General features: G+C 66.5%; 17 protein-coding genes and 3 tRNA genes. 9 read left to right on the forward strand and 11 right to left on the reverse strand.

Annotated elements, in window-relative coordinates; genetic code table 11:
* Positions 1-44: 44 nt before the first annotated feature.
* Positions 45-545 (reverse strand): flavin reductase family protein, encoded by a 501-nt coding sequence (locus FQU85_RS02925; RefSeq protein WP_145844054.1) that lies wholly within the window; start codon positions 543-545, stop codon positions 45-47.
* A gap of 120 nt (positions 546-665) precedes the next feature.
* Positions 666-1,628 (reverse strand): helix-turn-helix domain-containing protein, encoded by a 963-nt coding sequence (locus tag FQU85_RS02930; protein ID WP_145844055.1) that lies wholly within the window; start codon positions 1,626-1,628, stop codon positions 666-668.
* A gap of 543 nt (positions 1,629-2,171) precedes the next feature.
* On the opposite strand from FQU85_RS02930, the gene FQU85_RS02935 reads away from it, so the two are divergent.
* Positions 2,172-2,696, forward strand: coding sequence for a type IV pilin (locus FQU85_RS02935; RefSeq protein WP_145844056.1), 525 nt, complete (start codon positions 2,172-2,174; stop codon positions 2,694-2,696).
* 367 nt (positions 2,697-3,063) lie between these two features.
* Here FQU85_RS02935 and FQU85_RS02940 read toward each other — a convergent pair.
* A tRNA-Ile gene (locus FQU85_RS02940) sits at positions 3,064-3,138 on the reverse strand.
* Positions 3,139-3,426: 288 nt separating this feature from the next.
* A tRNA-Arg gene (locus FQU85_RS02945) sits at positions 3,427-3,499 on the reverse strand.
* Between the two features lie 188 nt (positions 3,500-3,687).
* On the opposite strand from FQU85_RS02945, the gene FQU85_RS02950 reads away from it, so the two are divergent.
* Positions 3,688-5,073 carry a single-stranded DNA binding protein gene (locus tag FQU85_RS02950; protein ID WP_145844057.1) on the forward strand — a complete coding sequence of 462 codons (1,386 nt, stop codon included), beginning with the start codon at positions 3,688-3,690 and terminating at the stop codon, positions 5,071-5,073.
* 156 nt (positions 5,074-5,229) lie between these two features.
* Here FQU85_RS02950 and FQU85_RS13695 read toward each other — a convergent pair whose 3' ends face one another.
* On the reverse strand, positions 5,230-5,361 hold the full coding sequence (locus tag FQU85_RS13695) for a hypothetical protein (RefSeq protein ID WP_255473804.1): 132 nt from the start codon (positions 5,359-5,361) through the stop codon (positions 5,230-5,232).
* 37 nt (positions 5,362-5,398) lie between these two features.
* On the opposite strand from FQU85_RS13695, the gene FQU85_RS13740 reads away from it, so the two are divergent.
* Both FQU85_RS13740 and FQU85_RS02960 read left to right on the forward strand, forming a co-directional pair.
* Positions 5,399-5,830, forward strand: coding sequence for a histone (locus FQU85_RS13740; RefSeq protein ID WP_145844058.1), 432 nt, complete (start codon positions 5,399-5,401; stop codon positions 5,828-5,830).
* Positions 5,827-6,843 (forward strand): histone deacetylase, encoded by a 1,017-nt coding sequence (locus FQU85_RS02960; RefSeq protein ID WP_145844059.1) that lies wholly within the window; start codon positions 5,827-5,829, stop codon positions 6,841-6,843. The genes FQU85_RS13740 and FQU85_RS02960 overlap by 4 nt, the downstream gene beginning before the upstream one ends.
* Here the strand turns inward: FQU85_RS02960 and cca are convergent.
* The gene (gene cca, locus FQU85_RS02965) at positions 6,822-8,171 is read right to left on the reverse strand and encodes a CCA tRNA nucleotidyltransferase (protein WP_145844060.1); all 1,350 of its coding nucleotides are present in this window, start codon (positions 8,169-8,171) and stop codon (positions 6,822-6,824) included. The genes FQU85_RS02960 and cca overlap by 22 nt on opposite strands.
* Before the next feature lie 97 nt (positions 8,172-8,268).
* On the opposite strand from cca, the gene FQU85_RS02970 reads away from it, so the two are divergent.
* Positions 8,269-8,341, forward strand: a tRNA-Asn gene (locus FQU85_RS02970).
* Between the two features lie 214 nt (positions 8,342-8,555).
* The gene (locus FQU85_RS02975) at positions 8,556-9,143 is read left to right on the forward strand and encodes a DUF309 domain-containing protein (protein ID WP_145844061.1); all 588 of its coding nucleotides are present in this window, start codon (positions 8,556-8,558) and stop codon (positions 9,141-9,143) included.
* On the opposite strand, the gene FQU85_RS02980 is transcribed toward FQU85_RS02975, so the two are convergent.
* The 3 genes from FQU85_RS02980 to azf all read right to left on the reverse strand — a co-directional run bounded on the left by FQU85_RS02980 (position 9,140) and on the right by azf (position 11,088).
* Entirely contained in the window at positions 9,140-9,370 is a 231-nt protein-coding gene (locus FQU85_RS02980) for a hypothetical protein (protein WP_168219927.1), read from the reverse strand. The two genes, FQU85_RS02975 and FQU85_RS02980, sit on opposite strands and share 4 nt — an antisense overlap.
* Positions 9,371-9,407: 37 nt before the next feature.
* Complete coding sequence (locus tag FQU85_RS02985; RefSeq protein WP_145848698.1) at positions 9,408-10,280, reverse strand: M48 family metallopeptidase; 873 nt, start codon at positions 10,278-10,280, stop codon at positions 9,408-9,410.
* Positions 10,281-10,344: 64 nt separating this feature from the next.
* On the reverse strand, positions 10,345-11,088 hold the full coding sequence (azf, locus tag FQU85_RS02990; RefSeq protein WP_145844062.1) for an NAD-dependent glucose-6-phosphate dehydrogenase Azf: 744 nt from the start codon (positions 11,086-11,088) through the stop codon (positions 10,345-10,347).
* A gap of 89 nt (positions 11,089-11,177) precedes the next feature.
* On the opposite strand from azf, the gene FQU85_RS02995 reads away from it, so the two are divergent.
* A complete protein-coding gene (locus tag FQU85_RS02995) occupies positions 11,178-11,513 on the forward strand; it encodes a dihydroneopterin aldolase family protein (RefSeq protein ID WP_145844063.1) in 336 nt (111 codons plus the stop codon).
* Positions 11,514-11,544: 31 nt separating this feature from the next.
* Positions 11,545-11,943 carry a DUF5790 family protein gene (locus tag FQU85_RS03000; protein WP_145844064.1) on the forward strand — a complete coding sequence of 133 codons (399 nt, stop codon included), beginning with the start codon at positions 11,545-11,547 and terminating at the stop codon, positions 11,941-11,943.
* Positions 11,944-11,961: 18 nt separating this feature from the next.
* On the opposite strand, the gene FQU85_RS03005 is transcribed toward FQU85_RS03000, so the two are convergent.
* Together FQU85_RS03005 and FQU85_RS03010 are read right to left on the reverse strand one after the other, a co-directional pair.
* The gene (locus FQU85_RS03005) at positions 11,962-12,354 is read right to left on the reverse strand and encodes a hypothetical protein (RefSeq protein WP_145844066.1); all 393 of its coding nucleotides are present in this window, start codon (positions 12,352-12,354) and stop codon (positions 11,962-11,964) included.
* A gap of 41 nt (positions 12,355-12,395) precedes the next feature.
* Positions 12,396-13,133, reverse strand: coding sequence for a creatininase family protein (locus FQU85_RS03010; protein WP_145844068.1), 738 nt, complete (start codon positions 13,131-13,133; stop codon positions 12,396-12,398).
* Positions 13,134-13,227: 94 nt separating this feature from the next.
* On the opposite strand from FQU85_RS03010, the gene FQU85_RS13250 reads away from it, so the two are divergent.
* Positions 13,228-13,386, forward strand: a complete 159-nt coding sequence (locus FQU85_RS13250) for a hypothetical protein (protein WP_168219928.1) — start codon at positions 13,228-13,230, stop codon at positions 13,384-13,386.
* Positions 13,387-13,430: the final 44 nt, after the last annotated feature.

Here is a 13,430-nt window from a genome sequence, read left to right on the forward strand (position 1 = left end):
TCCCGAATAGCAACGCGGACGCGTAGAAGGAGCTGAGCGGTGGGTTAGTCGTCGAACGGCTCGCCAGTGATGGTTCCCCAGTCGCCCCGATGGAACGTGAGCGGGGCAGCGTTCTCGTCGCGGACGGCGGCGTGTTCCGCGCGGCCGGCGTAGATGGTGTGGTCGCCGACGGTGAACGTGTCGTGAAGCGTGCAGTCCACGGCGGCGAGCGCGTCCTCGAAGACGGGTGCGCCGGTGGCCTCGGTGGTCGTCTCCTCCTCGGTGAAGGGGTCGCCGCCCTCGCTCATGCCCGCGAAGTGTTCGGCGAGGCCGCGCTGGTCGGTGGTGAGGATGTTGACGGCGTAGCTGTCGGTGTCGGTCTTCTGGAGGATGCGGTGGGCTTCGGTGCCGTGGTCGAGGGAGACGAGGACGACGGGCGGATCGAGGCTGAGGCTGGCGAAGGCGTTGACGGTGATGCCGTGTGGCTCCTCGCCGGGGAGGGTGACGACGGTGACGCCCGTCGCGAAGTTCCCGAGGACGGTGCGGAAGGCGTCCGCGTCCACCATCACGCCCCACCTCCGAGCGCGGCCTGTTCGAGAGCGGTGCGTGCGTGACGACGCTGATACGTCATGCTCGAACAGTGGGCCGGGCGGGAGAAGAGCGCTTTCTGCAGACGCGTACAGCAGTCAGTTGGAGAGGTGTTCGACGACGGCGGTGTCGGTGACCGTGACCTCGTCGTCCACGAGCACGCGGAGTTCGTCGCCGCCGCATTCGAGCGTGAGTTCGACCTCGAGGGGGTCTTCGGAGACGACTTCGGTGTGCCGGTCGCTCACGCACCAGTCGAAGTGCCAGAATGGCTCGGTGTTGAGGTCGACGCCGCGCTCGGAGTGGAAGACGAGGACGTTCGCGTCGTCGAGGAGGGTGACGCCGACGGTGGATTGGAGCTGGTAGCCGCAGCGCGAGCAGCCGTGGCGGACGGCGACGTCGAGGGCGTCGCGGTCGGGGTCGCGGACGAGGCTGGTGTCGACGCTGCCCGTGCACTCGGGGCAGACGCCGTCCGCGGCGAGGCAGTAGTGGTGGCGAACGTAGTGGTGGAACGCCTGCATCAGGTCGTCCGTCGTCCGGTCGTCAAGTCCGCCGGAGGGGAACGGATAACTCACCTGGATGGTGCCGCACTCAGTGCACCCGACGGTGAGCGTGTCGTCCACGTACCAGCCGTGCAGGCTCGCGTCGCAGTCGTAACACGACCCCGTGACCGGGAAGAATCCGAGTTGTGCGCGCTCCGTCAGCGTCCCCGTGAAGATGGCGCTCACGACCTTCCTACCCGGATAGCGGAACGCGTAGCCGTCCTCCGCCTGCTTCACGAAGTGCCCGGTGAGCTTCCGGAGGTGGTAGTTGAAGTTCGCGCTGTCGTCGATGTCCACGCGATCGAACAGGTCGGTGAAACTCACGGGCTCCTCGTCCGCGCCGAGTTCCAGCAACGCCTGCAGGATGTCCACGCGCGTGTCGTTCCCCAGCACCGAGAACACGTCCGCGGGCGGGATGCGCTCCTCCGTCCGCGGCGTCGCCACCCCACCGTTCCCGCTGGCCTCTTCCGTGCCGTCCGCGCCCGCCTCGTCCTCGCGCGCGGCCCGGTCGAACTGACTCATACCCACAGTATACACGACCGACCGGTAAAGCGTACCGGGACACGAAACCACCCCAGGCGGCGCTACGAGAGTTCAGCGACGCGGGAACACCCGCCTGGCTACCCGACTCCGGCCCACGCCCCGACGGCAGCGACCCCGTCTACGCCAGCACGGCGGCACGTGGAGACGGCCTCAACGGCGACTGCGGCGCTCAAAACAGTGCACAGACGGCCAGAGACAACAGCCGGACGGTGCGGCGCGCTCCAGCAACCGCCAACGCGAAGCCCAGAACCCATCCGTCCGGAAGATACGTCGCTCCGGAATTGGTCGTTACAACTCGGTCAGCAAGAGCGTGGCGCCCGCCGCGTTCGCGACCCACGAACAGTGGCAGTCGTGCGTCAGACGCTTTCACCCGCGTTTACACACGTATAGCGACTGCCTTTAAGTGCCACTAGATGGTACTATTCGGTACGCACGCGGGAGAACCACGACACCACCTGATCTCCACCCGAGTTTCCGGACTACGTCACTATGGGTGTTGTGGTGCTCTCGGTGTCAACCACAATGAAACTGAGTATTCCATCCATCGACGCCGACGAACGCGGCGTTAGCCCCGTTATCGGGGTCATTCTCATGGTCGCTATCACGGTTATTCTGGCGGCCGTCATCGGCGCGTTCGTCCTCAACCTCGGCCAAGACATCCAGAACACCGCACCCACCGCATCCATCGGGGCTACCGACGCGGGTGTTCAACTGAACGGCACATCGAATCAGGCCGTTCTGTACCTTAACCACCAGCAGGGCGATTCGATCGCGCAGTCCAACCTCCGTATCACGGTGAGCAACGAAAGTGGCGCACAGATAGCGGACATCACGTGGAACGCCACGGGCGAACACTGGGAAACCGGGGGAGATAGCAACCTAAACATCTCGAGCGGCCCGCTCGGAGACGATTCCTTCGATGCAGGCGACCAGCTCACGCTCACGGAACAGACCGGTAACGTGAGTTCGGGCGAGACGCTCACCGTCCAGATTATCGACACGGAATCCGGCTCGACGGTTTCGACCCCGACAGTCCGAGTCGAATAGCTGACTGACGCCGCCCTTCTTTCGCGAACGCGTTGGAAACCGACGACTCCCAGCAGTACCAGTCCACCGAACCCAGCGCGGCGTCCGTGTCGGGGAGCGCGAAGCCCGCCTCGCCTGGTGTCTCGATGGGCGCTAACAGCCACTCCCCCGCTATCGCTCGGCGAGCGACTGCCGGGAAGACCGCTCGTGTCGTTCGACCCACATTTTCGATCACGAGTTTCGCCGGACAGCGCCGACCCCAACGAGTTCCTCGTTCTCTTTCCTCTGAGAAAGACGGTTTTTGAGGGTGCTAAACGAGTGTTTTCGAGCGGTATACTCACCGCTACTGAGCGTTTTCGCTTCGGCCAGGTACCGGGCGTGAATCGGATGGGCCCTGGCGGATTTGAACCACCGCTCACCCGGTTATGAGCCGGGCGCTTTAACCGGACTAAGCTAAGGGCCCTCGCCTCTACGTAGCCGAGTCCCCGACTTTAGACTACCGGGACGCGACGGCCGAACACGCCCGGACGGAGTCCCCGCGAGCCAGCGGCGAGCGGGGGCAGGCCGGACGTGACTGAGTGGAGCAGAGCGACGACCGGAACGCCCGTCGCGTAGTGAAACGGAGGAACGTCCGGACGGAGATTTGGATTGAACGAGACGCACTGTGTTCGTCTCGCGTACTCGGATCTCCGCGTGGGGTTTCGACGGCACAGACCGCTCGCTTCGCTCGCGGTTGTGGTGTCGGTAGAAACGTCCGGACGGAGATTTGAACTCCGGTCCCTGGCTCCGCAAGCCAAGAGGATAGTCCACTACCCTACCCGGACTCATCTACCTGTAGCGCGGTGGTATGTAAAGCGGTTACGATTCGGGTGTTGGTTCGGGCGAGGGTTCTTGTGGGATGGCGGGGCGAATCGGGGGTATGTGTGAGTGGGCGATAATTCGGGGATGGCAGGGGCAGAGGGTGGAGAGGACAATGTTTATGCGCGGGACTCCCGTGGCTTGATTCACGATTATGGGCGCTATTGAGGAGACGTACGACGACCTCGACACGGACGTTTCCCTGGAGGAGTTTCGGGAGGCGGTGGAGGCGAAGGTGGAGCAGATGGGGGGGTTGGCCGACGAGGAGACGGCGGCGATGCTCTTGGCGCACGAGCTAGACGACGGGGAGGTGAACGGTATCGCGGATATCGAGCCGGAGATGGAGGAGGCGAAGTTCCTCGCGAAGGTGACGAGCGTGGGGGAGCTGCGGACGTTCGAGCGCGACGAGGAGGACGAGGATGGACGAGTGTTGAACGTGGACGTGGCCGACGAGTCGGGGTCGGTTCGGGCGTCGTTCTGGGACGAGCAGGCCGCGGCGGCCGAGGACGAACTCGAGCCGGGCCAGGTCTTGCGTATCAAGGGTCGTCCGAAGGACGGCTACAACGGTGTGGAGGTGAACGTCTCACAGGTCGAGGTGGACGAGGACGAGGAGGTAGACGTGCAGGTCGTGGACACGTACCGCGTGGAGGATTTGACGATGGGGGCGTCGGACGTGGATCTCGTGGGCGAGGTGCTGTCGACGGACGACGTGCGGACGTTCAGCCGCGACGACGGCTCGGAGGGAAAGGTGTCGAACCTCCTCGTAGGCGACGAAACTGGGCGGGTTCGGGTGACGCTCTGGGACGAGCAGGCCGACCTCGCCGAGGAGTTCGGGGCGGGCGACGTGGTCGAGGTGACGGACGGGTACGTGCGCGAGCGCGAGGGGTCGCTCGAACTCCACGTCGGGAACCGCGGGCGCGTCGAGACCGTCGAGGAGGACGTGTCGTTCGTTCCGGACGCGAAACCCATCGACGACCTCGAACTGGACGAGACCGCGGACATCGCGGGCGTGGTGCGGTCGATGGACGAGAAGCGGACGTTCGACCGCGACGACGGAAGTGAGGGCCAGGTTCGGAACATTCGCCTGCAGGATCAGTCGGGCGACATCCGGGTGGCGCTCTGGGGGGAGAAGGCCGACCTCGACATCGGACCGGGTGACGAACTCCTGTTCACGGACGTGGGCGTGCAGGACGGTTGGCAGGACGACCTCGAGGCGTCCGCAGGCTGGCAGTCCACGGTCATCTCGGTCGGCGATGGCACGGCGACCGAGTCCGAATCCGAGTCCGCAGGCGCGGATCTCTCGTCGTTCGAGGACGGCACGAGACCGGACACGTCGTCGGGCGACGGGAGTGACGAACCGTCCGGCGGCGAGGACGTGGAGTTCACGGGCGTCGTCGTGCAGGCGGGGTCGCCCGTGATTCTGGACGACGGCGAGGAGACGATGAGCGTCGAGACCGAGACCGACGTGACGCTCGGACAAGAACTGACGGTGCGCGGAACGCTCCGCGACGGCACGCTCGAGGCCGAAGACGTGCGTTAGTCGTCGACGCGCTCGCCGTCTCGGAAGATTCGGGTGTCACTCCTCCGTCGCGCGCTCGTGACGGGGCTCGTTCTCGTGTTCGAGTCCGTCTCGGAGCCGTGCTTCCTGGTATGGCTCGTCAGCGGCGCGGCGTTCCTCGACCGCTTCCTCGGCCGGTTAGTTCGCGTCCACTTCCTGATCGGCGACGTCCTCGGCGTTCGGCCAGTAGGATGCGTCGCCGTACGCGTGTGTTCCGGCGCTCGCGAGGTATGGGTGGTGGACGGATCCGGGTGCGGGACGCGCCCACACGATAAGTGTTAAGAGAGAGACTGCCCCGTAGTTGTGTATGAGCGTCGAACTCCCGTTCGCGCCGGTGGACGACATCATCCGGCGACACGCGGGCGACTTGCGGGTGAGCGCCGACGCGGCAGAGGAACTCGCGCGACGCATCCAGAACCACGGCGCGGCGGTGGCCGCGACGGCCGCCGAGCGCGCCGACGAGGACGGTCGGAAGACGCTGATGGCGGCGGATTTCGACGTCCAAAACGTGGCCGACCGGGAGTCGCTCGCGCTCCCGGTCGCGCCCGTCGACCGCATCGCGCGACTCGACATCCCCGACGAGTACCGGGTGTCGGAGGCCGCGCGACTCGCGCTCGCCGCGCGCCTGGAGGAGTACGCGGCAGACGCGGCTTCGGGAGCGGCGGTACTGGCCGAGCACGCGGGGAGACGCACTGTGCAGGCAGAAGACGTCGAGACGTACTTCGAGATCGTGGGATGAGGTTCGGGTACGACGACGCGTGTCTCGACCACGACCCGGGACCGCGCCATCCGGAGAGCCCGGACCGCCTCCGCGCGATTCGCCAGGAGTTGTCGAAGCGGCACGGCGTCGAGTACGTCGCGGCGCGGAGCGCGGAGCGCGAGGAGGTAGAGCGCGCACACGAACCGGGGTACGTAGACCGCCTCGTGGAGTTCTGCGAGTCGGGCGGCGGAAGCTGGGATCCGGACACGACCGCGGTGGAGGAGACGTGGCCGGCGGCGTTGGCGTCCGCGGGCCAGTCGATGTGGGCGGCGCGCCGCGCGGTCGCGGGTGATTCGGGGCGGGAAACGCCGTTCGCTATCGGTCGGCCGCCGGGCCATCACGCCGTCGCGGACAACGCGATGGGGTTCTGCTTCCTGAACAACGTCGCCATCGCGGCGGAGCACGCGCTCGCGACGACGGAAGCGGAGCGCGTCGCGATTCTGGACTGGGACGTCCACCACGGGAACGGCACGCAGGATATCTTCTACGACCGCGGGGACGTCTTCTACGCGTCAGTCCACGAAGACGGCATTTACCCGGGTACGGGCGACATCGACGAGACCGGGGAGGGAGACGGCGAGGGCGCGACGCTGAACGTTCCGTTCGACGCGGGCGCGGGGGACGCGGAGTACGTCGCGGCGTTCGACGAGCTCGTGATTCCGGCGTTCGAGGCGTTCGACCCCGACCTCGTGTTGGTGAGCGCGGGATTCGACGCGCACCGCCACGACCCCATCTCGCGAATGCACGTCTCCACGGACGGCTACGGCGTGCTCACGGAACGAATGCGGAGCGTTTCGGAGACCGCGAACGCCGGTCTCGGGTTCGTGCTCGAAGGCGGGTACAGCCTCGACACGCTCTCCGAGGGCGTCGGAATGGTGCACGAGGTGTTCGACGGGATGACGCCCGTCACCCCGGAAGAAGACGTCTCGGAGGACGCGCGCGCGGTGATCGACGACGTGCTCGACGCGCGTCAGGGCGTCGGGTCGAAGTAAGCGGCGAGCTCGCAGCCGAACTCCTCGGCGAGCGCCGCGACCTCGGCATCCGCGAGAACCTCGTAATCGCCCGCGTCGACGACGGCCGCGACGTGCGTGCCGAGCGCCACCTCTCCCAGTCGTTCGGTCGCGAAGCCGGCGGCGGTGCGAACGTCGCGCTCGCGCTCCACGACGTACCGATGGCCGTCGAGGAACGGCCCGTACACGTCCTCGTTCTCGTACTTCTCGAAGAATCCGGTCGCGTGCTCACCGACGTGCACGGGCGGGCCCTCGTGGCGCTCGACCGCCGGCAGGGTCGCGGTGGCGAGCTCCACGAACAGCACCGCCGTCTCGTCCGCCCACGCCGCCGACCGCAGAACCTCGAACCCGGCGTGTTCGAGGCCGCGGACGAGGCCGTTCCGGGAGCGGCGGAGCTGCGGGTAGAGCTGGTCTTCCACGAGGTCGGGGGCGTCGAAGCGCACGGCGAGCGCGTTCGTCCCGCGGCGCGCCAGGTGTGACTCCACGTCTCCGGGATCGAGCGCGAGACGGGAGTCGGGGAAGAACACGGCCTCCGAGGGGTCGGCGAGGAAGACACGAGCGTAGTGCTGGAGGCGCGCGACCTGTTCGCGGGAGACGACGGCCGCGACGTTCCGCTCGGGGTCGGTCGGATCGATGACGACGAGGGGGTCGTCGAACGTCGCCGCCGCGTGCGCCTCGGGATCGTGTTTCACGGGCGGCTGCCAGTCCCGCGCCGCTTCCAAGACCTCTCGGAACCCGCCGTATTCGAGGACGAGAAGCTCCGTGAGGTAGCCCGAAAACCCCTGCGTTCGGAGGTCGCTCCCGTACGCGCCGACGCCCTTGAGGAACTGCTTCAACAATCGTACGTCGGCTTCGAGGGCGTCCGTCAGGCGCTCGCGGAGGTAGACGTTGTGAAACGGCGTGCGGTCGACCGCGGACTGAATCTCCGTCGCGGCCCCGACGCGATAACACGGCACGAGGTCGACCTCGTATCCCTCGAACGTTCCCTTCACGTACGGATGCTCCGCGTACTCCTCGTGGCCGTCCGGCAACACCTGATTTCCGACCGCCAGACCGAGGTCTTCCAACGCTTCCCGGGACAGATCCGGGTCGAACCGCACGAACACGTCGATGTCGCGGTCGCCCCGTACCCACGTCCCCCGGGCCGTACTCCCGACCTGCATCACGTCCGCCTCGACGCCGAGGTCGGCGAGCGCGTCCTCCGTCCGCGCCACGAGCCGCCCCGCCGCCTCCCGCAACTCCGCGCGCTCGCTCGGCGTCGGATCCACGCGCTCCCGGACCCGCGCCACCACGTCCTCGAACTCACTCATGCCCGTGGATTCGACCGCCCTCCGGGAAAGAATACCGGCACACCACCGCGGAGAAACGAAAGCCCTTTCAAAAGCACGCGACTACTGACTGGTGCGAGCCGCCGTAGCTCAGTTGGTAGAGCACCTGGTTGTTACCCAGGTTGTCCCAGGTTCGAGCCCTGGCGGCGGCGTGTTTTTCCAGAGGAAAACACGCTCAGCCAGACGCTTTGCATCTGGCGCGAGTCCAGAAGCGCGACGCGCTTCTGAATACGGCGTGTTTTTCCAGAGAAAATGTACGCGTAGTCGGACACGCGGTGTTCGACGTACGTGCAGAGTTACAGCGTGGTTTCGAAGCCTGGGTTCGGTAATCGGGAGTCGTTTCACTCGGTGACTCCTGGGTGGGGTATGATGGAGGCGTTGCGTGCGGGGGTGGCGGTGTTCGATTCGGGGTACTATTACGCGGCGCACGACGTGTGGGAGGCGGCGTGGTTGGAAGACCGCGACGACCTCCTGCAGGGGCTGATTCAGTACGCGGGGGCGGTGCATCACGCGCGAGAACGGAACTGGGAGGGCTGTGTGAGCCTATCGGGGAGCGCGCGCGAGTACCTCGGGGCGGCGGACGCACGCGGGGTGAACGTCGACGCTATCCGTGAGTACTTACGGGCGTTAGAGGCGGATCCCGAGCGGGTAGAGCGCGGGCCGCCGCAGGGTATCACGATAGGCGGCGGAATACTCGGATTGGGGGATTTGGGGCCGGAAGCGGCGTTGTGGGCGGCTCCGGCGCTCGCCGAGGAGCGCGGTGAGGAGGCGGTGGTTCAGGGTGTGGCGTATGCGCGAGAGGATTTCGAGTCGGGGGAGACGGACAGCATGTTCGTGCGGCTGGCGATCGACTTCGTGACGGACGCGGACAAGCGCGCGATAATCGCGCAGCGACTCGGAGAGCACGCGGCCGAACGTCGTCGGCGCGAGCGGGACGTCGAAGGCTTGTTCTAGAGGAGTTGGACGCCGACGTAGCCGGCGGCGAGAAGGCAGGCGGCGCCGAGGAGTTGGACGACTCGCACCCACGTGCTCGACGGGTCGTCGCTGCCGTAGTGGCCGTGTCGGTCGCGGGGGACGCGGCCGAGCGTCTGAATGCGAATGAACGCCCGTGGATACGCGAGGAGGAGGACGCCGAGCGCGACGCCGAGGACGACGGCGAGAAGTTCACGGAGGCCAGCCATACCTGAGAGAACAGCGAGAGGAGTCAAAACCCCTGCGTTACTCGCGGAGGCGCTGGATGCGCTTCTCCATCGGCGGGTGCGTCGAGAACACCTTCTCGAGGAACCCGCGTTCGGGGCTGGAGATGCAGAGCGCGCTCACTTGCTGGTCGACCGCGGAGTCGCGCTGGCGGTTCTGTCGGCTGCGGCCGCGACCGCGCGTGCGCTGCGCGCTCCGGGAGGCTTCTGCGGCCTGCTTGTTACCCTGACTGATTTTTTCGAGCGCGCGGGCGAGCGGGTCGCCGTTCCCGATTGCGCGCTTCGCGTCCGCGTCCGCGACGTACTCGCGGTACCGGCTGATTGCGAGCACGAATATCATCACGATGAACTGGACGATCTGGCCGACGACGATGGCGAGGAAGAAGTCGGCGAGGTCGTTGTCGCCCGTGAACAGCACGACGTACTGCGCGACGATGGCGACGACGGACGCGATGCCCTGTCCGAGCTGCATCGTGACCACGTCGCGGTTCGCGATGTGCGCTATCTCGTGCGCGAGCACGCCTTCGAGTTCGTCCGTCTCCAGTAGCTGCATGAGTTCGCGGGAGACGACGACCGTGCCCGCGCCCTTCCGGCCGACAGCGAACGCGTTCGGCACGCCCATGTTCGCGACCATCAGCCGCGGCTTCTTCACGTTCATCTCCTCGGAGAGATCCTCGACCATCCAGTGAATCTCCTGGTACTGGTCTTCTGGCATGTCTTCCGCGCCGACGGATCGGAGCGCCGCCCACTTCCCGACCTTGTACTGGACGCCGACGAGCAGGACGCTGCCGACGATGGCGATGCCGAGAATCGTTGTGCTCTGGCCGAAGAAGAACCACGCGGCGGCGACCGCGACCGAGTAGAACGCGAACAGGATGGCGCCGACGACGGCCATCCGGACCTTCAGCCCGAAGTGTCTCATAGTCTGTCTTGACCGTCAGAAGCGATAAAGGCGGCGGTCAGGCGTCGTGTTCAGCGCTGTTGTCTCGTGGTTCGTAGCCGAGAACGGTCTTCGCGCGCTCGATGGAGTAATACTTGCGGTCGTTGTCGCTGATGCCGTAGACGATTTCGTAGTCGTAGTCGGCTTCCAGGCAGCGTGCGAAGAGGTGCGCGCAGTCGCGGTAAGAGAGCCACATAGCCTGCCCGCGCTCGTAGTCGATGGGGGGGTGGCCCTTGGTGAGGTTGCCGATGCGGACGCAGACGACGGAGAGGTCGTGTTCGTCGTGGTAGTATCGCCCGAGGGTTTCGCCCGCGGCCTTGGAGACGCCGTAGAGGTTGCTGGGTCGGGGGAGTTCGGTGCCGTCGAGGCGGAAGTCGTCGCCTTCGCGGTAGAGGTCGGGCTTGCGGTCGGTCTCGTAGTGGCCGACGGCGTGGTTTGAGGACGCGAACGCGAATTTCTCGACTCCGGCGTCGACGGCGGCCTCGTAGACGGTCTGGGTGCCGTCGATGTTGTTCTGGAGGACCGACTCCCAGGGAGCGTCCGGCCGGGGGTCGCCAGCGAGGTGGATGACCGCGCCGACGCCATCCATGGCGTCGCGGACGGCGTCCTCGTCGGTGATGTCGGCGACGACGACCTCGTGGTCGCCCGCGTCAGCGGGAGGTTCCCGGTCGAGGAGCCGCCACTCGTAGTCGTCCGCGTTGCCGCCGAGGACGGCTTGACCGACGCGCCCCGACGCGCCCGTGAGCAGTACCGGGTCGTCCATTCGAGTAGACAGTCGGCGAGCGGGGAAATCAATGGTGCGGTTCGCCGCGGAGGCGACACGGCTTACACCGCGGAGGTTCCACGACGGGTATGGCGAGCACTCCCGAGGAGGCGTGTTTCGAGGCGGGAATCAAGTTCGGCGCGCTCTACCACCAGTTCGCGGGAACGCCGGTGAGCCCCGAGAGCGCGCCGTCACTGGAGCGCGCTATCGAGGAGTCCATCGAGAACCAGCCGTACTGCGAGCGTGTCTCCGTCACCATCCTCGAAGACCGCTTGGACACCAGTCACGGCTACACGGAGTTGACGGGTGAGTACATGGAAGTCGAACTCGCCGTCGCGTACGAGGGCGCGGAGGTGGTGGCGTCGATGGAGATGGCGGACGGCTACCCGCTGATGCGTCTGGATTCGGTGGAGAACGCGGCGTAGTTTTAAACCCCTCTCGGTCGAATCTCCGGGTATGAGTGACATGGAGGACGAGGAGCTGTTCGGCGAGGCGGCGGACGAGATCCGCGGCGACGTAGAAGAACACCTCGAAGCGGCGCGGGAAGCGCTGCCGGGCGCGGACGACGTCTGGACGGTGGAGGCGGACAACACGCTCGGCGTGCTCAACGGCCTGCGCTCCGCGCTCGCCGCCGAGGAAGTCGAGGGGCACCTCCGGGACGCGAAGAAGTGGTTCACCATCGGCGAGCGCGCGGACGCCTTCGAGGACGCCGAGGACTTACGCGGGGAAATCGAAACCATCGAGGCCGTGCTCGACGACCTCGAGGACGTCTCCGACACCGTCGGCGACCTCGCGTCCGCCGTCCCCGAACTCCGCGGGGAACTAGAGAGCCTCCACGAGGACGACGAGGAGTAGTTACGTGTCGGTGAGGTCTCAGTCCGTGTACTCTTCGATGGTACCGAGGACGGTTTTCACGACGTTCTCCTCGGGCTCGAAGTAGGCCGTGTCGACGGCGACCGCGAGGCCCTCGCCGTCGGCGACGACGAAGTTCAGTTCGGTCGCCTCGGAGAACACGACGACGCGGCTGTAGTGGTCGCCGTGGCGGCGCTGGAAGACGCTGTTGAGGTAGTGCTTCTCCAGGGTTTCGAGGCGCAGTTCGTCGACGGCGTCGTCGAGTTCGTCCCCGGTGTAGCGTTCGCGCACGTCGTCGCGGACGTAGTGAAACACGTAGGTGTCGGCGGTGTAGCCGACGACGGAGCGGAGGTGGTCGCCGACCTGGTCGCGGAGCGAGGTGACGACGGCGTCCCCGAATTCGGCTGGTTTCATGCGCGAGTGTCCCGCGGACCGGCGAAACCAGTTTCGGCGAGCTACTTGTGGGGCGGCCGGGCGGTGTCTCGATTGCCGAGTTCCGCGACGAGCCGGCAGAGCGCGTCGGTGGCGAGCGAGAGGAGTGCCTCGCCGCGTTCTCTCGTGCCTTCGGTGGGGTCGCCGACGACGCCGTTCTCGGAGAACTCCGCCGAGTCGTAGGCGAGGTTCGTGTAGCTCGTCCAGTCGCCCCAGCCGTCGCTCGCTCCGTCTCGGGCGTCCTCGACGCGGTCTTCGCGCACGAGGCCGGGGTGGGTGTGGCGGAGGAACGCGGTCTCGAGGGGGCCGGCGTGCCCCATGTCGGCGCTGTGGTCGCCGACGGCGTCGAACCACGTGTAGGCGGCGGCGTAGGCGTTCTCGTGGCGGGTGATGTCCGCGGCGACTTCGCGGAGGGCGTCGGTGTTACCGCCGTGGCCGTTCACGAAGACGATGGTGCGCCAGTCGTGGTCGAGGACGGAGGTCGCGGCGTCGCGGACGTAGCCGCGGAAGGTGTCGGGAGAGACGTACATCGTCCCGGGGAACTGGCGGTGTTCCTCGCTGACGCCGACGGTGATGGTGGGCGCGACGGCGAGCGTGCCGTCGTAGGCGTCGTCGGCGGAGAGGGCAACGGTTTCCGCCGTGAAGTGGTCGGTGCCGAACGGGACGTGCGGGCCGTGCTGTTCGGTGGAACCGACTGGGATGAGGACGGCGTCCGGGTCGAGGTCGGTCACGTCGGGCCACGCGGCCTCGCTGAGGCGCATACCCGGGCGGACGGCAGAGGGCGTAATGCACCTTTCCCTTCCCCCGTCGGCCGACGAGATTAATATACGTGAACAGAAAAGAGAGAGCACAGCTATGCCGGAGTGCCAGAACTGCGAGTCGTTCGTGACGGACGCGTACGCGCGAGTGTTCACCCCGGACGGTGAGACGGAGCCGCGAGTCTGTCCGAACTGCGAGGACAAGATTCGGGACGGTGCGGAAGTGAGAGAGGCGCGCTCGACGCGGCGAACGTAACCGCGAAGCCACGCTATTTATACGGTATCGGTTCCTGATGTTGT

The sequence above is a fragment of the Salarchaeum sp. JOR-1 genome (assembly GCF_007833275.1).
GTDB lineage: Archaea > Halobacteriota > Halobacteria > Halobacteriales > Halobacteriaceae > Salarchaeum.